The sequence below is a fragment of the Novosphingobium silvae genome (assembly GCF_009856825.1).
Classification (GTDB): Bacteria; Pseudomonadota; Alphaproteobacteria; order Sphingomonadales; family Sphingomonadaceae; genus Novosphingobium; species Novosphingobium silvae.
In genome coordinates, this window is record NZ_WVTD01000009.1 from 19238 (window position 1) to 37026 (window position 17789).

The 17789-nt window shown below is 67.9% G+C and carries 14 protein-coding genes and 1 tRNA gene; 7 read left to right on the forward strand and 8 right to left on the reverse strand.

The genetic code is table 11. From position 1 onward, the window contains the following. Position 1: 1 nt before the first annotated feature. Both infC and pdeM read right to left on the reverse strand, forming a co-directional pair. A complete protein-coding gene (gene infC, locus GR702_RS12715; protein WP_160986276.1) occupies positions 2–523 on the reverse strand; it encodes a translation initiation factor IF-3 in 522 nt (173 codons plus the stop codon). Positions 524–749: 226 nt separating this feature from the next. After that, positions 750–1475, reverse strand: a complete 726-nt coding sequence (gene pdeM, locus GR702_RS12720; protein ID WP_160986277.1) for a ligase-associated DNA damage response endonuclease PdeM — start codon at positions 1473–1475, stop codon at positions 750–752. A gap of 83 nt (positions 1476–1558) precedes the next feature. Here pdeM and hemF point away from each other — a divergent pair, with 83 nt between their 5' ends. Together hemF and GR702_RS12730 are read left to right on the forward strand one after the other, a co-directional pair. Further along, the gene (gene hemF / locus GR702_RS12725; RefSeq protein ID WP_160986278.1) at positions 1559–2422 is read left to right on the forward strand and encodes an oxygen-dependent coproporphyrinogen oxidase; all 864 of its coding nucleotides are present in this window, start codon (positions 1559–1561) and stop codon (positions 2420–2422) included. A gap of 62 nt (positions 2423–2484) precedes the next feature. Next, entirely contained in the window at positions 2485–3750 is a 1266-nt protein-coding gene (locus GR702_RS12730) for an MFS transporter (RefSeq protein WP_160986279.1), read from the forward strand. 186 nt (positions 3751–3936) lie between these two features. Here the strand turns inward: GR702_RS12730 and GR702_RS12735 are convergent, their stop codons facing one another. Next, positions 3937–4266 carry a DUF1905 domain-containing protein gene (locus GR702_RS12735; protein ID WP_160986280.1) on the reverse strand — a complete coding sequence of 110 codons (330 nt, stop codon included), beginning with the start codon at positions 4264–4266 and terminating at the stop codon, positions 3937–3939. Then, positions 4263–5282, reverse strand: coding sequence for a peptidylprolyl isomerase (locus GR702_RS12740; protein WP_160986281.1), 1020 nt, complete (start codon positions 5280–5282; stop codon positions 4263–4265). The genes GR702_RS12735 and GR702_RS12740 overlap by 4 nt, the downstream gene beginning before the upstream one ends. Positions 5283–5360: 78 nt before the next feature. Here GR702_RS12740 and GR702_RS12745 point away from each other — a divergent pair. Both GR702_RS12745 and GR702_RS12750 read left to right on the forward strand, forming a co-directional pair. Next, positions 5361–5451, forward strand: a tRNA-Ser gene (locus GR702_RS12745). 176 nt (positions 5452–5627) lie between these two features. Next, entirely contained in the window at positions 5628–6992 is a 1365-nt protein-coding gene (locus tag GR702_RS12750) for an FAD/NAD(P)-binding protein (RefSeq protein WP_160986282.1), read from the forward strand. A 109-nt stretch (positions 6993–7101) separates the two neighbouring features. Here the strand turns inward: GR702_RS12750 and GR702_RS12755 are convergent, their stop codons facing one another. Next, complete coding sequence (locus tag GR702_RS12755) at positions 7102–8004, reverse strand: nucleotidyltransferase family protein (RefSeq protein WP_160986283.1); 903 nt, start codon at positions 8002–8004, stop codon at positions 7102–7104. Positions 8005–8126: 122 nt separating this feature from the next. Between GR702_RS12755 and GR702_RS12760 the strand changes: the two genes are divergently transcribed. Further along, a complete protein-coding gene (locus GR702_RS12760; protein ID WP_160986284.1) occupies positions 8127–10094 on the forward strand; it encodes an OPT family oligopeptide transporter in 1968 nt (655 codons plus the stop codon). Between the two features lie 58 nt (positions 10095–10152). Here the strand turns inward: GR702_RS12760 and GR702_RS12765 are convergent, their stop codons facing one another. Together GR702_RS12765 and GR702_RS12770 are read right to left on the reverse strand one after the other, a co-directional pair. Further along, positions 10153–11151: an alpha/beta hydrolase gene (locus tag GR702_RS12765; protein ID WP_160986285.1), complete on the reverse strand. Its 999-nt coding sequence runs from the start codon at positions 11149–11151 to the stop codon at positions 10153–10155. A gap of 73 nt (positions 11152–11224) precedes the next feature. Next, on the reverse strand, positions 11225–14134 hold the full coding sequence (locus GR702_RS12770) for a TonB-dependent receptor (RefSeq protein WP_160986286.1): 2910 nt from the start codon (positions 14132–14134) through the stop codon (positions 11225–11227). 292 nt (positions 14135–14426) lie between these two features. Between GR702_RS12770 and GR702_RS12775 the strand changes: the two genes are divergently transcribed. Together GR702_RS12775 and GR702_RS12780 are read left to right on the forward strand one after the other, a co-directional pair. After that, complete coding sequence (locus tag GR702_RS12775; protein ID WP_202408242.1) at positions 14427–15722, forward strand: pectate lyase family protein; 1296 nt, start codon at positions 14427–14429, stop codon at positions 15720–15722. Positions 15723–15793: 71 nt separating this feature from the next. Continuing rightward, the gene (locus GR702_RS12780; RefSeq protein ID WP_160986402.1) at positions 15794–16159 is read left to right on the forward strand and encodes a cupin domain-containing protein; all 366 of its coding nucleotides are present in this window, start codon (positions 15794–15796) and stop codon (positions 16157–16159) included. A gap of 51 nt (positions 16160–16210) precedes the next feature. On the opposite strand, the gene GR702_RS12785 is transcribed toward GR702_RS12780, so the two are convergent. Beyond that, complete coding sequence (locus tag GR702_RS12785; RefSeq protein ID WP_160986288.1) at positions 16211–17764, reverse strand: carboxylesterase/lipase family protein; 1554 nt, start codon at positions 17762–17764, stop codon at positions 16211–16213. Positions 17765–17789 lie beyond the last annotated feature (25 nt).

Genomic DNA, 17789 nt, shown 5'->3' on the forward strand with positions numbered 1-17789 from the left:
CTTACTTGGGCGAAAGCACCATCAGCATCTGGCGGCCTTCCATGCGTGGATAGGCCTCGATCTTCGCGATTTCCTCGCAATCGACCTGGACGCGGCGCAGCAGGTCCATGCCAAGCTGCTGGTGCGACAACTCGCGACCGCGGAAACGCAGAGTGACCTTCACCTTGTCCCCATCCTCGATGAAGCGATGGATGTTGCGCATCTTCACGTCATAGTCGTGGTCGTCGATGTTCGGACGCATCTTGATCTCCTTGATCTCCTGCGTCTTCTGCGTCTTGCGCGCGGCGTTGGCCTTCTTCTGCGCCTCGTAGCGGTACTTGCCCACGTCGAGGAACTTGCACACCGGCGGATCGGCGTTGGGCGACACTTCGACGAGGTCGAGGCCGACGTCAGCAGCCTGCTCGATCGCCTGGCGCGTGTACATGACGCCGAGGTTCTCGCCGTCCTGGTCGATGACCCGCACCTTGTCGGACTGGATCATGTGATTGAAACGCGGTCCGCTCTTGACCGGTGGCGCCATCATACGCCGGGGTGGGGGTGCTATAAGCGTTCTCCTGAATGGTTTTCGTCGCGTGTTCGGATTCGGGCGTCATTAATGCGATTCGCCCGCCCACGAAAGCAGGAATTGTCGAACGCAACATGAATGCCCGGCGCCCGCGCAAGGGATCGGCGCGGCCATCGTCCCATATGGGCGCGGGACACGGCTTTTGCAATCGCGTGGGCTGGAGCGCGGCGCGTGCGCGGGCGGGTCAGGCGGCCTTGCGCCAGAGGGGAAAGCGCACCAGGCGGCCTTGCGCGGGCACCAGTGCCTCGATCGCATCGGCCGGTTGCAGCGCCGAAAGGATCGCCGGGTCGGCAGCGTCCATTCCCCCCGTCAGCGCTCCGAAGGCGGGAAGGATCAGCCGGTTGCCGCTGTTCACCGCGCAGGGTCGCGCGATCCGCCGCCCGCGCGCCTGCACCACCAGGCGAGGGTGGAAGTGTCCGGAAACCTCGCCCTCGGCGGTGCCGGGAAGCGCCTGGTGGCGCAAGGCAATGCCGCCCGTGACAAGTTCTTCCATCCGGGTGCCCCCCGCTTCCGCGCCAAGGTGAGGATCGTGGTTGCCGGTGATCCACACCCAGTCGAGCGCGCGGGTGAGCGCGGCCAACATGCCCGCCGCGTGTGGCTCCAGCCGGTCGGGGCCGGCGCTGTCGTGGAAGTTGTCGCCCAGCGCGAACACGCGGCGCGCGCCCGTGCGCCGCACCGCCAGCGCAAGCCGCTCCAGCGTCTCGCGGCTGTCGTAGGGGGGAAGCATCTGGCCGGTGCGCGCAAAGAAGCTCGCCTTCTCCAGATGGAGGTCCGCCACCAGCAGCGCGCGCTCGCGCGGCCAGTATAGCGCAGAGGCGCGCGCGCCCGTGCTGGCGCCTGTGCCGGCAGCCGTGTTGGCGCCTGCATCGAGGAGGACCATCTCCTCATTCCGGAACGAAAAGGGAACCATGGCTTTCCCTTGCCGCAGCCCCCTCGATTTGGCAAGCGCCCTTGCGACGGGGCGCGTCGACTGCGCTCCGGCAAGGAGCACGGATGACCGACTGGACCCCCTACACCGCCCGCGCCACCGACTGGTTCCGCCAGCTGCGCGACGCGATCTGCGCCGAGTTCGAGGCGATCGAGCGCGAGGCCGGGTCCGATGCCGCCTTCGAATACACGCCCTGGACCCGTGCGGCGGTGGAAGACGAGCAGCAGGAGACCGGCGGCGGCACCCGCGGGCTCATGAAGGGGCGCGTGTTCGAGAAAGTGGGGGTCAACATCTCGGCCGTGTCGGGCGGGCTCGCCAGGGACTTCGCGGCGACCATCAACGGGGCTTCGGCGGAGCAGAATGCCTTTTCCGCCACCGGCATCAGCCTTGTCGCGCACATGGCCAACCCGCACGTGCCCGCCGTCCACATGAACACGCGGTTCCTCACGACCACGAAGGCGTGGTTCGGCGGCGGGGCAGACCTCAACCCCCCCATCCCCTACGAGGAGGACACCGCAGACTTCCACGCCGCCTTCCGGCAGGCCTGCGATGCCCATGGCGAGGGATACTACGAGCGCTACAAGGCCTGGGCCGACGAATACTTCTACATCCCCCATCGCAAGGTGCACAGGGGCGTGGGCGGCATCTTCTACGACCACCTGGAGTGCGACGACGAGGCTGCGTGGGAAGCCAACTTCGCCTTCACGCGGGCCGTGGGCGAGACGTTCCTGGCCATCTTCCCGCGCCTTGTCCGGCGGCGCATGGGGATGGCGTTCACGCCCGCCGACAAGGCGACGCAGCTGGAGTGGCGGGGCCGCTACGCCGAATTCAACCTCGTCTACGACCGGGGCACGCTCTTCGGCCTCAAGACCGGAGGCAACATCGACGCCATCCTCATGAGCCTGCCGCCCGAAGCGACCTGGAGCTGAGCGCGCGCCGACACCCCGTCGGCGCGATTGCCCCTGCCCGGGAGTGCCGGTAGGCTCGCCCCATGAACTCGCACGAACCGCTCGACCGCCGCTCGCTTGCCCTTGCGGCCCTGTCGACCGTGGTCGAGTGGTATGACTTCACGCTTTTCCTCTATCTCGCGACTGTGCTTTCCCGCGTGTTCTTCGCCGGCCACGGGGGCGTGCTGACGACACTGGCGGGCTTTGCCGTCGCTTATCTGATGCGGCCGGTGGGCGCGATGGCCCTCGGTCATTTCGGCGACCGGCACGGCAGGCGGGCGACCCTGCTGGCATCCATGGCCCTGATGAGCGTGGCCATGCTGCTGACGGCCATGCTGCCCACCGCCGCGCAGGCGGGGCCCGCCGCAGGAGTGATGCTGCTCCTGCTGCGCTGCGTGATGGGCTTTGCCGTGGGGGGCGAGTACACCGGGGTCGTCGCCTATCTTCTCGAAGGAGCGGGACCGCAGCGGCGGGGGCTCGTCACCTCGCTGGCGGCGGCGACGAGCGAAGTGGGCGGACTGCTGGCGGCCGGAGTTTCAGCGCTCACCGTAAGTCTCCTGCCGCCCGCCGTGCTCGATAGCTGGGGCTGGCGGCTTCCGTTCCTGTTCGGCGCCCTGCTTGCGGCATCGATCCTCGTCGCCCGCGCGGCGATGAAGGAATCGCCTGAGTTCGAGGCACGCCGGGCGGCAGGAACGCTGGCGCGCAATCCACTGGGCAATGCCCTGGCGCGGCACCGTGCGGGCATCCTGCGCGGCTTCGCGATTTCCGCCTTGGGATCGATCACCTACTACGTCGGCATCACTTATGTGCCGGTATTCCTGACCTCGTCCGGCAGCCTGACCGAAGCGCAAGCACTGCGGATGGCGACCTGGGCAGCGCTGGCGGTGATCGTGGTGACACCCTTTATCGGTCTGCTGTCTGATCGGGTGGGGCGGCGGCCCGTGCTGGTCGGCCTCGCGCTGCTCTGCGCCGGGCTGCCCTACGTGCTGTTCCACCTGCTTGCCGGAGCCTCGGGCACCGCCGCACTCCTCGGCGCGGTCGTGCTGGCGATGCTGGCGGGCGGGGTCAGCGCGGTCGGAGCCGTCGCCACGGCCGAGCAGATGCCGGCGGAAGGGCGCCTGAGCGGCCTGGCCCTTGGCGCCACCACCGCGACCGCGCTGTTCGGCGGCCTCACCCCGTTGCTGGCGCAGGTCCTCACCGAACGCACCGGAGCGCCGAGCGCGCCCGGCGTGATGATCGCGCTTGTCGCCGTTTGCGTGCTGCCCGTGCTCCTCGCTCTCCCGGAAACCCGCCCCAAGCGCCGCGCCTGAGGGGCAAAACGATGGGCTCGTGGTTTTCCTACACCGCCCGGCGCTGCTACTTTCGCGCAGGTTCTTTCACACCGCAGCGCCAGCGGCCTCTTTCCGCCATCAACGAGGGCGCCCGCGCATGCACTTCATCAACAAGCCGGGCGCATCGACCGGTAATGCTGCCCGGCCGACTGGCTTCTCGGCATTTCAGAACTGCAGCGAAACTTCCACCTCGTCGCCTTCTCCAAGGTCTTCCGCCCGGCGCACGGCGGCTTTCACCGGCAGCAGCCAGCCGCCGTCCGCCTTGCTGGGGAAAACCGAGGTGGAAAACGTGCTGCTCCCGATCCGCGCTTCCACCTTGATCGCGCCGAAGCCCCGCGCCGTGCCTTCCAGCCGCCGCATCACCGCCGTTCCCGACAGGGCCTCGGCCGCCGCGCCGTCGATCGTCAGGAAGTGCCATGAGCCGTTCGTGACCCCGCCCGTCCAGCGCCACAACCGGCCGGTATGCGTCAGGTGTTCGCGAAAGCCCGCGCTCATCGCTTCGCCTCGCGGATCGGCACGGGCACATTGCACACGTCGACCCCGCCGGCGGGCTGGATGTAGAAGTCGTCCAGGCGGTTGGCGCGCTTGTCCACGTACGCGGCGAAGCTGGCGCTGTCGGTCGACAGGTATTCGTAGGATGCAAGGCCGGGCACTTCGTCGCCTGTCCTGACCGAGACGATCGGCGTCCGCTCGCCGGCTGTTTTGTAGAACCCGATCTCACCGGTGCCGCGCGGCAGCGAGGAGAGGTGCTCGATGCCCGAGATGACGCGCCCGACAAGCGCCACGTTGCGGTCCAGCTGGCGCGGAGCGTGGCCGATCACGGCGTAGAGCTCGGCGCCGGTCCCGGTGTCCGGCGAAAGGTTCCGCCCGACGCCGACCATGCCGTAGCAGTGAAGCGGCCAGGCGGCTCCCGCCACGCCTTGGGCATCGGCTCCGGTCGTCGAAGCTGCGCTGCGGGGCGTGGGCGGTGCCATGGCGACGGGCCACCCTTGCGAGAAGCCGGCCACGGCCCCGAGGACCCGCCGGTCGTCCGTACCGGCATGCGTCAGGTACGGATCCTCGCCCCGGAGCAGGGCGGTGAAAGGCGGCGTGCTTTTGGAAATGGCCGCAGTATAGTCGCTCGGCGCCATGGTGGAGAGGCCTCTTGGCAGCGCCCTGGCCTTGCCGGGTATCTCCCCGTCGGGATCTCCCCACTGGGCGACGTAGTTGTCCTGGACGCGGACGACCGCAGTCCCGTCGAACCACCGGGCGGCGACGAGCTTGCGGATGTTCGAGACCCATCCTTGCGAGAATGGCGCCGCGATGAGCTGGATCACAACCCTGCGTTCCTGCCCCCGAGGGTCGGCGGCGAGGTCCATGACCAGGAGGTCGGAGGCCGGGATCCGCCGCCATTCCGAGGCAGGGGCGGCATCGACGACGTCGCCGGGCGTGCGTGCGGTCTGCTCGTTCGCAGGCGCTGCCATCGGCGCGGAAAGGGCGAGTGCGGCAAGGCCGGCGATAAATGTGCGCATGGATGCGTCATGCCATCACCTCGCCGCTTGCGAAACCCCGCGCGGCACGCTAGGGGCCAGCGCCTTACCAGTGCATGCGGAGCGGTGGCCGAGTGGTCGAAGGCGCTCGCCTGGAAAGTGAGTATACGTCAAAAGCGTATCGAGGGTTCGAATCCCTCCCGCTCCGCCATCGGGCCTTGGCCTGAACCCCATAGTGCCCAGGCTCGGTTTTCCCCGGTAAATGGCATCGGCGCAGGTCAAGGGCAGCGCTGGTGCGCCGTGCGCGGCTTTATAAGCAATATCAATAGGGTCCGACAGGCGTTTGCTGCTAACGAGGCGGCAAGCCTCAAGGGAATGCACGCCTCCATGACAAGCCGGAATGCCGCACAGGACCTGCCGATCGCCATCATTGGCGGGGGTTTCAGCGGGACGCTCCTGGCGATCAATCTGCTGCGCTATGGCGTGAAGGTCGCGCTGATCGAGAGGAACTCCACTCAACTGGCGAAAGGCGTCGCGTTCGGGACGCGTCGGCCAGAGCATCTGTTGAACGTGCGCGCGGCCAACATGAGCGCCTTCCCGGACGATCCGGGGCACTTCCTGCGCTGGATGGCCTTCTCCGACGCCGAGGAGGCGAACCGCTTCGTGCCGCGGCTGACCTACGGCGTCTACTTGCGCGAACTGCTGGTGGACGCTCTGGGCAAGGCGAACGCGGCCGGGCAGATCATCGATGGCGAGGCGGTGTCGGTCGGTTTCGACGACGATCGGGCGCGGGTTCGCCTTGCCGATGGCGGAGAGGTCGAATGCCGTTCGGTCGTGCTCGCCCTCGGCAACTTCCCGCCGGTGCCGCATCCTGTCTTTGCTGGGCTGCCCGACGTCCTCTACCGCCCCGACCCCTGGGCTCCCGGCGCGGCCGAGGGGTTGGAGGGGATCGACCACGTGCTTGTCGTGGGCAGCGGCCTGACGGCGGCCGATGTCGTGCTCTCGCTTGAGAGCGGAGGGTTTGCCGGGCAGGTCACGGTACTCTCGCGCCGGGGCCTGAAGCCGCACAGCCATGCCGAGGTGGGACCTGTCGTGATCCCGATACCCGACCCGGACCGGCGCGGATCGAAGCTCGTGCGGGATGTGCGCCAGCGTGCCGGGCAGGTGGACTGGCGCGCCGCGGTCGATGCGTTGCGGCCGCACACGCAGAACATCTGGCGCCGCCACTCCGCGCAGGCGCAGGCGAGCTTCCTGCGCCACCTGCGCCCTTACTGGGACATCCACCGCCACCGGCTTGCTCCGCAAGTGGCCCGCCGCCTGGAGGCTCTGGAGGCGAGTGGGCGGCTGCGATATGCGGCAGGCCGGTTGATAGATGCCCAAGTGCAGGGGAGCCGGGCGGCGGTGTCGTATCGACCGCGCGGCCAGCAGCGCGCCGAGGAGATCCTGGTCGATCGTATCTATAACTGCGCGGGGCCCGAGTGCGATCTCAGCCGCGTTGATGCGCCGATCGTGCGCGATCTCTTCGATCAGGGACGCATACGGGGAGACGTCCACGCACTCGGCCTCGACGTGGACCACCTCGGCCGCGTGCTGGGCGCCGATGGCACGGTTCAGGAGCGATTGCTCGCGGTCGGCCCGGTCACGCGTGGCGAGGCGTGGGAGATCGTCGCCGTGCCGGACATCCGGCGGCAGGTCTGGGGCCTTGCCCGCCTGCTTGCCGATGCGCACTGGGTTGGCGGCGAGGGGCTCTGAGCCCGTTTCCCGGCGCGCAGCTTCGGGACACACGGCTCAGCAGTTGGGGGCGGAGACGATGCTCCGGAGCATGCGATAGAGTGAACGCCGGGCGCGAGCTGCCGGCCTGTCAGATCCGGCCTACGGTCAGCGCCTGGCCGCTGGCCGGTAGGGGAGCCGTGGACGTACGTTCGCGCAGCAGTGCCTCAACCACGGCATGGCTGCGTTCGTCGTCGACGTCGATGGCCTGCGAGCCGTCCTGCAGCACGACCGGCACCACGCGAAGGCCAAGCCGGGCCGAGACACGCGCCATCGCCTCGACAAGGCTGACGGCGCGCAGGCGCAGCATCACGAGATTGACGATGCCGAAGGCGCGCAGCACCCGCCAGGCGTTTCCAGCGAACCGCCCGCCGCCGCGGAACACTTCGGCCGCCCGAAGGGCCTCGGGGCCCGAAACCACGTAGATGTTGCAGCTGGCGTAGGCATCGTCGGAAAACTCGTGGAAGCGAAGTGCCCGGTCCGGATTGACCGCATGGACCGCGCTGCGCGGAGCCATCGCGAATGCCACGTCGGCGGGGCGATAGGCATCGGCGTCAAGCGCAGCGATCATGGCGTCGATCGAGGCGGGAGTGAGAAGCGCGTGGTCGGCGGTGGTGATGAGAAGGGGGCCGTCCCATCCCTCTGCCGCGGCCATGACACTGTCGACGATGTTGGGCCGCGCCTCCACGAGCTTGACGATGCCGCGCCCCGGCAGCTGCGAGAGCACGTCGAACAATCCGTCGAAAGCCTCGCGCTCGACCGAGATGGCCAGGCTCTCGACAGCGGGATGAAGCGCGGCGATCTGCAGAACGTGAGCCACCAGCGGGCGCCCGGCCAACGGGACCAGGCACCGATGCGACATGCCGAAGGCGCGGGCCAGCGGATCGGCTTCGCGCGCATCGCGGCCGGCAAGCACGATCACCCGCAGCGGCGATCCGATGTGCACTCCGCCCGTCGGATTGCCGCCGGCATTGCTCTGCGTGATTTTCTCCATGGCCGTCCCTTTTGCAGAACCGATGTGACGGCCCCATGAAACGAAAGGCAATTTGCATTGTCGCACCGCCCCGGCCCGTGCGAAGAGGGCCGCCACAAACTGGTAGCGGGCGGAAAATGCGAATGACGGAAGCGGTGGGCAAGGCTGCAGGAGGGGCGGCCACCGCCAGGGAACTGACCTTTCGCGGCATCGCGCTCGGCGGGGCCATCACCCTGCTGTTCACTGCCGCCAACGTCTATCTCGGCCTCAAGGTCGGCCTGACGTTCGCGACATCGATCCCAGCGGCGGTCATTTCGATGGCGATCCTGCGCGTGTTTCGCGACTCGACGATCTGGGAGAACAACATAGTCCAGACCGTGGCGAGCGCTGCGGGAACCCTGGCGGCGATCATCTTCGTGCTGCCGGGGCTGGTCATGATCGGGTGGTGGCAGGGCTTTCCTTACTGGACGACAGCCGCGATCACCGGAACTGGCGGCATCCTGGGCGTCCTGTTCTCGGTCCCGCTGCGCCGTGCGCTCGTGGTGGACACGCCGCTTCCCTATCCCGAGGGCCATGCAGCAGCCGAAGTGCTGCGCGTCGGTTCAGGATCGCGCGAAGGGGCGGAGGAAAGCGCCAAGGGCCTGTCGGTGCTGGTGTGGAACGCGCTGGCATCGGTAGGCTTCGCAGTGCTGACGCAGACCCGCCTCGTCGCCGGCGAGGCGGCCGTGTGGTTCCGCACCGGCGCGGGCGCCACGGGCATTTCGGGCGGGCTCTCGTTTGCGCTGCTGGGTGTCGGCCACCTCGTCGGGCTCTCGGTGGGCATGGCGATGTTCCTGGGCCTTGCCGTCGGCTGGTGGGTGCTGCTTCCCCTCCTTACCGCACAGGCGCCGCAGGCGGGCGATCTCGCCGCGTGGGCAGGCGGCATATTCTCCTCGGAGGTGCGCTTCTTCGGTGCCGGCGTCATCGGTGTCGCTGCCGTGTGGACGCTGCTGCGGATCGCCGGTCCCGTGGTGGGCGGCGTGCGTTCCGCCATCGCCGCGAGCAGGGCCCGCAACGCAGGCCACGCCCTCGCGCTCGAAGAACGCGACCTGCCGATTTCGGGCGTCCTGCTCGGCTCTCTCGCCATGCTGGTGCCGATCGCGATCCTGTTGTGGAGCGTCATCGCCGGTGGACCGCTGGCCGGCAGCGAGGCAGTGCTGATCGCAGGCGCAGTCGTCTTCGTGGTGGTCTTCGGCCTGCTGATCGCGGCCGTCTGCGGTTACATGGCCGGCCTCATCGGCGCGTCCAACTCGCCGGTCTCGGGCATCGGGATCCTGTCGGTAGTGGCCGCGTCGCTCATGCTGGTGGGTCTTTTCGGACGGGACCAGGACGCGGGCACCACCGAGGCGCTGGTCGCCTATGCGCTCATCGTGACCGGGGTGGTCTTCGGCGTGGCGACGATCTCGAACGACAACCTGCAGGATCTCAAGACCGGCCAGCTCGTGGGCGCGACGCCGTGGAAGCAGCAGGTCGCGCTGGTGATCGGGGTGGTGTTCGGCTCCCTCGTCATTCCTCCCGTGCTGGACCTGCTCAACACCGCCTTCGGGTTCGCAGGGGCGCCTGGCGCTGGGCCCAATGCCCTTCCCGCCCCGCAGGCCGCGCTGATCTCGGCACTGGCGAAGGGCGTGCTCGGCGGCGATCTCAACTGGACGATGATCGGCTGGGGCGCGGCTGCGGGAGTGTGCTTCATCGTCCTTGACGAGGTGCTGGGGCGGCTGGGCAAGCTGCGTCTGCCGCCGCTCGGCGTGGGCATCGGCATCTACCTGCCGATGAGCGCGATCCTGCCGGTCGTGATCGGCTCGGTAATCGGCCATTTCTACGAGGCGTGGGCAGACCGGCGCCACGATGCCGAATTCGCCCGGAGGATGGGCGTGCTCACGGCGACAGGCCTCATCGTGGGAGAAAGCCTCTGGGGCGTCGCCTTCGCGGGCATCGTCGCGGCTTCGGGCAGCGACGCGCCCATGGCACTCGTGGGGGATGGCTTCGCCACGCCTGCGCTGGTGGGCGGGACGATCCTGTTCCTGGCGCTGACCGCCCTCCTTTACCGCCGCACGCGCAAGCTGGTGGGCTGAGCCGGGAGTTCCGGGGAGACGAAGGCGCTGCCGAGAGCGGCAGCGCGCTTCGAACGGATCAGGCGAAACCGACCGTGCGGGCCCATGCGCGCCAGAGGTCCGGCCAGGCCTCCACCGGCTTGCCGATCGCGCGGCGAAGGCCAAAGCCGTGGCCGCCATGCGCGAAGAGGTGCGTTTCGACCGGCACCTGGCGTGCCTTCAGCGCGGCACGCATGCGCACCGTGTTCTCGGCCGGCACGACATCGTCGTCTTCGGCGTGGAGCAGGAAGTGCGGCGGAGCGTCAACGGGTACGTTCCTGTCGGGCGAGTGCATGGCCTCGAGTGAAGAGGACGGCGCCGCCCCCAGCAGCAGGCTGCGCGAGCCGGGATGGGCGATGCCTGGGTCCATGCTGACGACGGGATAGATCGGCGCCGCGCAGAAAGGCCTTGCCGACAGCCTGTCGGCCGCGTCCACCGGGTCATGGACTGTGGCCGCGAACCGGGCCGCCAGATCGGCGCAGAGGTGCCCGCCCGCCGAAAAGCCCATGGCCGCCACGCGCTCCGGATCGATGGCGAAGTCGCGGGCACGGTGGCGGATGAGACGCATGGCACGCTGGGCATCGACCAGCGGCGTGTCGGGACCGCTCGACCATCCTTCGCCCGGAAGGCGGTAGAAGAGCACGAAGGCGGTGAAGCCCCGGGCGGTCAGCCAGCGGGCGATCTCGTAGCCTTCCTTGTCTACGACGATCCACTTGTAGCCGCCGCCGGGCGTGATCATGACGGCGGCGCCGTTCGGGCGGTCGGGGCGGAATACCGCCATGCGGGGAGATGTGATGCCCCTGACCGAGCGGTCGGTGACGAGGGCATCGGTCGAGCGCTCGTCGACCGTCTCGGCAAGGGGAGCAGCGAGCCGGGCGGGCGGCCCCTTGGGCCAGAGGTCGATCGTCTCGGTTGGCTGCGGCAGGCCGGGGGGCAGGGCCGTGGAGGCTGCGGGTGGCGGCGTCTGCGCTCCGGCTCGCGGGGAAAGTCCGGCAGCGGCCAGCGATCCGGCGATCAGCGTCCTGCGGTCAAGCTCCAAGGCCGTAGTCCCGTGCGTGTCGGTGAAGTGAAAAGGAGCGCGGCCCTTGCGGGTCGCGCTCCAGTCGGAGGGATCAGATCTTGGCGCGCGCGCCGAACAGGATCGTGCGGCCGAAGTGGTTGTTCTCGTAGTTGCGCTGCGCGTAGATGTCGTTGGTGCGGTAGCGGTACTCGTCGGTCAGGTTGTTGCCGTCGATCGAGAGTTCCAGCCATTCGGTGGCCTTGTAGCGGATTGCCGCATCCACGCTGGTGTACGAGCCGTACCCTTCGAAGATGTTGCCCGTGGCGCTGGTGGCATCGCTGAAGGGCCCGCGATAGCTGACCGAGCCGCGGATCGAGAACTTGCCGTCGTCGTAGTAGAGCGTCGCGTTCCAGGCCTTCTCCGACACGCCGAGGAGCGTGTTGTTGTAGATCGCCGAGACGCCGGTGAGACCGCAGGCGCCCGTCGTGGGATTGCGGGTGCAGGCCGTGACCGCCGGGCCGGTGATCTGGTAGTCGGCGCTGCTGTCGATGAAGGTGGCGTTGCCCTGGAAGCCGGTGTGCCTCAGGAGGCCCGGCAGGAACGTGAACGGCAGCTGCAGGGCAACCTCGACGCCCTTGAGCGTGGCACCCTCGCCATTGACCTGCGAGGAGACTACGTACTCCTGGTTGGGGTCGTAGTTGAGGTAGGCGGGCGTGCTGGTACCCAGCACATCGCGCCCGAGGCCGAGCTGCGGCAGCGTCGCCGTATAGGTGCCGGCAACCGGGAAGCTCTCGATCTTCTTGATGAAGCCCGCGACCGAGATCAGCGACTGCGGCGCGAAGTACCATTCCACAGAGGCGTCGAAGTTGGTGGCGCGGAACGGATCGAGGAACGGGTTGCCGAACGTCACGCGGTAGTTGAAGCCGTCCACCGAGCCGCCCGGATTGAGGTTGCCGAGCGACGGACGGGTGATGACCTTGGCGATCGCGCCTCGCACGATCACGTCGGAGTGCGGGTAGAACGCAAGGTTCATCGACGGCAGCCAGTCGTCGTAGGTCCGCTCGACAGTGGCCGCCACCCCGGCGGTATAACCCGTCGAAGTCTGCTTGGTATGCGCATAGCGCACGCCTGCGTTGCCTGCGAACTCCAGACCGAAGATCTCGCCCTTCACGTCGAACTGGACATAGCCGCCCGAAGTCTCCTCGCGCACGCGGCGGCTGTTGCCCAGGTCCTCCATGGCGGTGCGCCCATAGAGGTTGGTGTAGTCGGCCGCCTTGTCGATGTCGGCCACCAGCCACGAACTGGTGGTACCGCCGGGCTGGCCTGCATCGCCAAGCTCGATCAGGCGCGAGAAGTCTGCGAGTACGGGCAGGCCGTAGACGCTCGACGAGCAGGTCACCTGGCCCAGGATCAGGTCCGGCTGGCCGTTGGCGGCGCAGGCCGCCGTGTCACGCATGAACAACTGGGTGCGGAAGTCGTAGCGGCGCCACACGGCGCCTGCCTTCACGGTGAAGCCTTCCGTCATGTCCCATTCGGTGCGCAGCTGCGCGGTCTTGAACCGGTTCTTGACGTAGGAGGGACGGTCACGGATTTCGGCAAGCTGGAAGCTGGCCGGGTTCGTCACGTCGAGGTCGTAGCTGAGGACCGGCGACTTCATGTCGGAATAATCGAAGCTGAAGCCGTTGGCGTTGCGGTTGTCGTAGGCGAACGTCGTCTCGACGGGGATGTCGGCGTTCGACTGCGAGAAGCCGCCGAGCGCGGTGAACCGGAAAGTGTCGGTGATCTCCTGGTCCCAGGTCGCGCCCACCTGGTAGAACTCGGTTTCCGACTTGCGCAGATAGCTTTCGGTGCGGACCCAGGCGTTGTTGTATGTGCCGGCGATCATGGACCCGCTATCGTCGTAGACCGGGTTCACGAGGTTGAAGCGGCGTTCGTTGGAACGGGCGAGAACTTCTAGCCACTGCTCCTTGCGGTCTTCCTTGAACGAGGAATAGAGCCCGTCGATCGAAAGCTTGGTGCGGTCGGTCGGCTCGAACTGGATCGAGCCCGTCAGGCCGAGGCGACGGCGATCATGCTCCACCTTGCCGTAGCGCGGGATGCGTGCGTGGAACGAGAGCGCTGCCGCGTCGCAAGCCTCGGAAGGACGGTAGCCGCCGCCCGAGTTGACCGGGCTGCCGCCGGTCGGGCCAACATCCGAGTAGAAGCAGGGCGTGCCGTTCACCGAGTTGAAGTAGGCCTGCGCCCAGCGCACCGTGTTGTTGCCGGTCTCCAGCGTGTCGGTGTGGGAGTAGGCGGCCGAAAGGTTGACGCCGAAAGTGCCGGCATCGTTCCGCCACGAGAGGAGACCGGCGACGCGCGGCCCGACGTTGTCCGACAGGTCGTTGTACGAACCCTGCACGTTGAGCACGCCGGTGAAGCCCGCCTTGCCCGCCAGCGGGTTGCCGGTGTTGAGGTCGACCACCGCGCCCAGCGAACCCTCGTCAAGGCTTGCCTCGGCGGTCTTGTGGACGACGAGGCTGCTGAACAGTTCCGAGGCGAAGACGTTGAAGTCGAACGCGCGGTCGCGGTTTGCCGAGGCGCCGTCGGAGCTGGTTGCGATTGTCTCGAGGCCATTGACGCGCACGCGGGTGAACTGCGCGCCGAGTCCGCGAACGGTGATCGCGCGGCCTTCGCCGCCGTCGCGCTGGATCGAGATGCCGGGGATGCGCTGAAGCGATTCGGCAAGGTTCTGGTCGGGGAACTTGGCCATGTCCTCGGCAACCACGGCGTCGACGGCCGAGATCGCCTCGCGCTTCACGTTGAGCGCGGCCTGCAGCGATTGGCGGAAGCCGGTGACCACGATCTCCTCGGCGGTCGCCTGGTCAAGGGCCGCAGCCTGCGCATTGGCCTGGGCCGCGGCGTCGGTGGCGGTGCCGGTCGTTCCCGTCGCGTCCTGGGCCAGAGCCACGTGTGGCATGGCCAAGGCGCTGCCGGCGAAAAGAGCGGCTTTCAAAAGCGAAATTCCCGTAACATGCTGGCGCATGGCAACATCCCCTCACGGCCGCTTCGGCCTATTGATACCGGTGTCAGGAAAGGGCGTGTCAACGCGCGCTCCGTTCCGGCACCTCACTCCCGCTCCCAAAAGGGAGCACTCCGGACAGTCGCCCCGACCATCCCACCTGTTCCGAAGTTCGTCCTTGCGAGCAGCGGTAACCGGTGTCATCAATTGATGACGCAGGCGGGTCGCCCTGTCAAGAACCTCTGCCATTGGGAGATGATCAGTGAAGATCGGTGGGCTTGGAAGCCGTTTTGTTCTTACGTTTCTTGCGTTTGCCATGGTGCCGGACGCCGCATGGGCGGCCTACAAGGATCCCACGGCAGGGGGTGACGGCGGCCGTATCATCCGTGTCACCACGCTGGCGAAGGATGGCCCCGGATCGCTGAAGGCGGCCATCGAGGCAAAGGGCAAGCGCGTCGTCGTCTTTGAGGTCGGCGGGGTCATCGACCTCGAGCGCTCGATTCTCGACATCGAGGAGCCCTACCTCACCATCGCCGGCCAGACGGCGCCCTCTCCGGGGATCACCATCATCCGGGGCGGCATCGATCTCAAGGGCCATGACGTGAAGATTAGCCACATCCGGGTCATGACCGGCGTGGACGGCCAGGCCAAGCGCTCCGGCTGGGAGGCCGACGCCTTCTCAACGGTCGCGGCGCACAACGTTGTGGTGGAGCACTGCAGCTTCCTGTGGGCGATCGACGAGAACATGTCGACCTCCGGGCCCCGCTTTAAGGGCCAGACCCTTGCGGACTGGCGCGCGGGGACGAGCCACGACATCGTCTTCCGCGAGAACCTCGCCGCCGAGGGCCTCGCCGACGCGAGCCATCCGAAGGGAGAGCATTCCAAGGGCACGCTGATCCACGACAACGCGACCGGCATCACGCTCTACCGCAACGTCTATGCCCACAACATGGAGCGCTCGCCGCTGGTGAAAGGCGGGGCGCAGGTGCTGATGGTCAACAACATGATCTACGATCCGGGCCGCAAGGCGGTGCACTACAACCTCATGAACCTGGAGTGGAAAGGGCACGAGTATGTGACCGGCGAGATCACTGCCGTGGGCAACGTCATGCGGGGCGGAAACTCCACCTCGAAGGGCCTGCCGTTCCTCATGCTTGGCGGTGACGGCGATCTTGCCTACTTCGGCAAGGACAACGTGAACGTCGACCGGTGGGGCAAGCCGGCGCCGATGTTCGGTCGCTACGGCGAGACCAAGGCCAAGCTCATCGAGAAGTCCGCGCCGCTCGCCTCGCTGGACGGGCTCAAGGTCATGCCCTCGGCCGAACTCGAGACCAGCCTGCTCGCCTCAGTGGGGGCGCGTCCCTGGGACCGGGCGCCCGACGACATTCGCGTCCTCTTCTTCGTCGCCGAAGGGCGCGGCGAGATCATCGACGACGAAAAGGTCGTCGGCGGATACCCGCATTCGGTGGAAACACGCGCGCCCTTCGTGGAGAAGGACTGGAACATCGCCACTATGACGCCGAGGTCCGGGCGCTATCCCGGCCAGCAGGAGGAGGCGCAGGAGAAGCTGTCCGGCCGCGACCGCCAGATGCGCGACGGGAAGGCGAAGTGATCGCCGTCGCGCTTGTGCTCGCAGCGGCAGCGGCTCCGGGCTTGCCGGCTCCCGCGACGGCCGCTCCGCCGATGGCGGTCATCGACGAGCGCGACACCGTTCGGGAGGAAGCCCCGCCCCATGGCGCGATAGGGATGAGCACCGCCTACCGCATCTCCGATGCCGCCCCGGCGCCCCGGGCCATGGAGTTTCGCCGCCGGGTTCTCCATGTGGATGCGGCCATCGGCGAACATCCGATCGACCACGACGAAGTCTACTACGTCACCTCCGGCGAAGGGGAGGTCGTGTCCGATGGACGGCGCGCACGGCTGAGGCCCGGCATGGCCGCCTACCTCTACCGCGGTGCCGTGGTGGGCATCCGGCAGAAGGGGAAGGAGCCGCTGTCGCTCATCATCGCCTACCCGAACCCGCCCGGCGCTCTGGCGAAAGGCAGGTAAGGGACTAGGCCGACCGGGGCGATCCGGCCTGCTCGGGCTTCGGGCAGCGGGTTAGCTGCCCGGCTGCACGTAGGGCGCTTTCGCCCAGAGTTCGCGCTGCCAGCCACGCGGATCGTCCACCATACGCGGCGCGTCATCGAACACCATCGTTGCGCGCCCGGGCAGACGGTAGGGCGTCCATTCCGGCAGACCCGGACGTCCGGTCCTGGCCAAGCCGGTGAAGGCGCGCATCATCGTCTCGCCAAGCGCGATCGCCCCCGCATCGGTGCCCGAGTAGCTGCCGGGCGCGGCCTGGGTGCCGAAGACGTAGGGAATGTCGTCCGTATGCGCCGCGCCGCGCAACGGGTCTGTCGGTGAGCGGCGGTCGAGCTGGTAGACCCAGGTCGCTTCGGCTCCTGCGGCAGCGCGCGCATCGGCCTCGATCACCTGCCCGGGCCATGAGCGTCCTGCGGTGGTCGCCGCGTAGAACACCTCCTCGGGCGTCCAGCGAGGTTCGCGGGCACGGTACTGCTCGACCACCCAGACGGGATCGAGGTCGATCTTGATCTCGGGCAGGATGCGCGCCGCGAGGTTGTCCCAGCCAAGCCCCTTCAGCTTGGGGCCGCGTGGGTCGAGGAACGCACGGGTTTCTTCCCGCGTATTGCCCAGGATCATAGGGATGGAGAGTGACTGCGGCGCCGCATCGGGCCAGAAGGGGTGGCGCGGCAGGTTCGTCATGTCGAGCACCGGACCGAAATAGACCCCGCCGCCCATCACCGGATCGGCCGCGTCCAGCCTCTCGACGAGGCGTGCGACAGGCATGGTGCGCAGGGTCTCCACCTCATCAGGCGCAAGCTTCAGGGCGCGCATGAAGGCTTGTGTGCGGGCCCAGGCGTGGGCAGGACCGCTCGCCTGCACCTGCTGTCCGCTCATGGTGGCGGCGGCGTGGAACAGGCCTTTCGCGGCCGGCATGGCCATCAGCGTCGCGATCTTGGCGCCGCCCCCCGACTGGCCGAACACCATGACCCGCGCCGGGTCGCCGCCGAACCTGCGGATGTGCGCGCGCACCCATTGCAGGGCAAGGATGAGATCGAGCTGGCCAAGATTGCCGCTGTCGGCATAGCGGGCGCCGAAAGGCTTGAGCCATGCGTAGCCGAGCGCGTTGAGCCGGTGGTTGACGGTCACTACAACCACGTCGCCGCCTGCGGCCAGCGCACTTCCGTGGGTCAGCGGATCGGTGACGGAGCCGGTGGTATAAGCGCCGCCGTGAAAGTAGACCATGACCGCCCGCCCGGCCCGAGGGTCGGCTTCGGGTGTCCAGACGTTGAGGAACAGGCAGTCTTCCGACTGCGCCTCTCCGCCCATGGCCCGCTGCGGGCAAATCGGCCCGAATGTCGTGGCCGGGAAGGCAGGTCCGTCGAAAGGCTCGGCGACCGGGCGCTCGAACCGCGCGGCGCGGCCGTAGCGAATGCCTTTGAAGGCCGTGACGCCGTTGTCGACCACGCCTGCATAGCGCCCGACTTGCGGCGTCGCGGCGCTGCGGGGGCGAGCTGGAGAGGGGCGGGGCAGGGCAGCCAGCACTGCGGCAGAGGAGACGAGAACGCGGCGGGTGATCGGTGCTGTCATGGGCTGCGCTTCCTGCTTGCGTGAT

Excerpts from the sequence above, each read along its gene's own strand:
- GR702_RS12785 (WP_160986288.1), bottom strand. The coding sequence starts at position 17,764 with ATGACAGCACCGATCACCCGCCGCGTTCTCGTCTCCTCTGCCGCAGTG.
- pdeM (WP_160986277.1), bottom strand. The coding sequence starts at position 1,475 with ATGGTTCCCTTTTCGTTCCGGAATGAGGAGATGGTCCTCCTCGATGCA.
- GR702_RS12740 (WP_160986281.1), bottom strand. The coding sequence starts at position 5,282 with ATGCGCACATTTATCGCCGGCCTTGCCGCACTCGCCCTTTCCGCGCCG.
- GR702_RS12775 (WP_202408242.1), top strand. The coding sequence starts at position 14,427 with ATGGTGCCGGACGCCGCATGGGCGGCCTACAAGGATCCCACGGCAGGG.
- GR702_RS12735 (WP_160986280.1), bottom strand. The coding sequence starts at position 4,266 with ATGAGCGCGGGCTTTCGCGAACACCTGACGCATACCGGCCGGTTGTGG.
- GR702_RS12760 (WP_160986284.1), top strand. The coding sequence starts at position 8,127 with ATGACGGAAGCGGTGGGCAAGGCTGCAGGAGGGGCGGCCACCGCCAGG.
- GR702_RS12750 (WP_160986282.1), top strand. The coding sequence starts at position 5,628 with ATGACAAGCCGGAATGCCGCACAGGACCTGCCGATCGCCATCATTGGC.
- GR702_RS12755 (WP_160986283.1), bottom strand. The coding sequence starts at position 8,004 with ATGGAGAAAATCACGCAGAGCAATGCCGGCGGCAATCCGACGGGCGGA.
- hemF (WP_160986278.1), top strand. The coding sequence starts at position 1,559 with ATGACCGACTGGACCCCCTACACCGCCCGCGCCACCGACTGGTTCCGC.
- GR702_RS12780 (WP_160986402.1), top strand. The coding sequence starts at position 15,794 with ATGGCGGTCATCGACGAGCGCGACACCGTTCGGGAGGAAGCCCCGCCC.
- GR702_RS12730 (WP_160986279.1), top strand. The coding sequence starts at position 2,485 with ATGAACTCGCACGAACCGCTCGACCGCCGCTCGCTTGCCCTTGCGGCC.
- infC (WP_160986276.1), bottom strand. The coding sequence starts at position 523 with ATGATGGCGCCACCGGTCAAGAGCGGACCGCGTTTCAATCACATGATC.
- GR702_RS12770 (WP_160986286.1), bottom strand. The coding sequence starts at position 14,134 with ATGCGCCAGCATGTTACGGGAATTTCGCTTTTGAAAGCCGCTCTTTTC.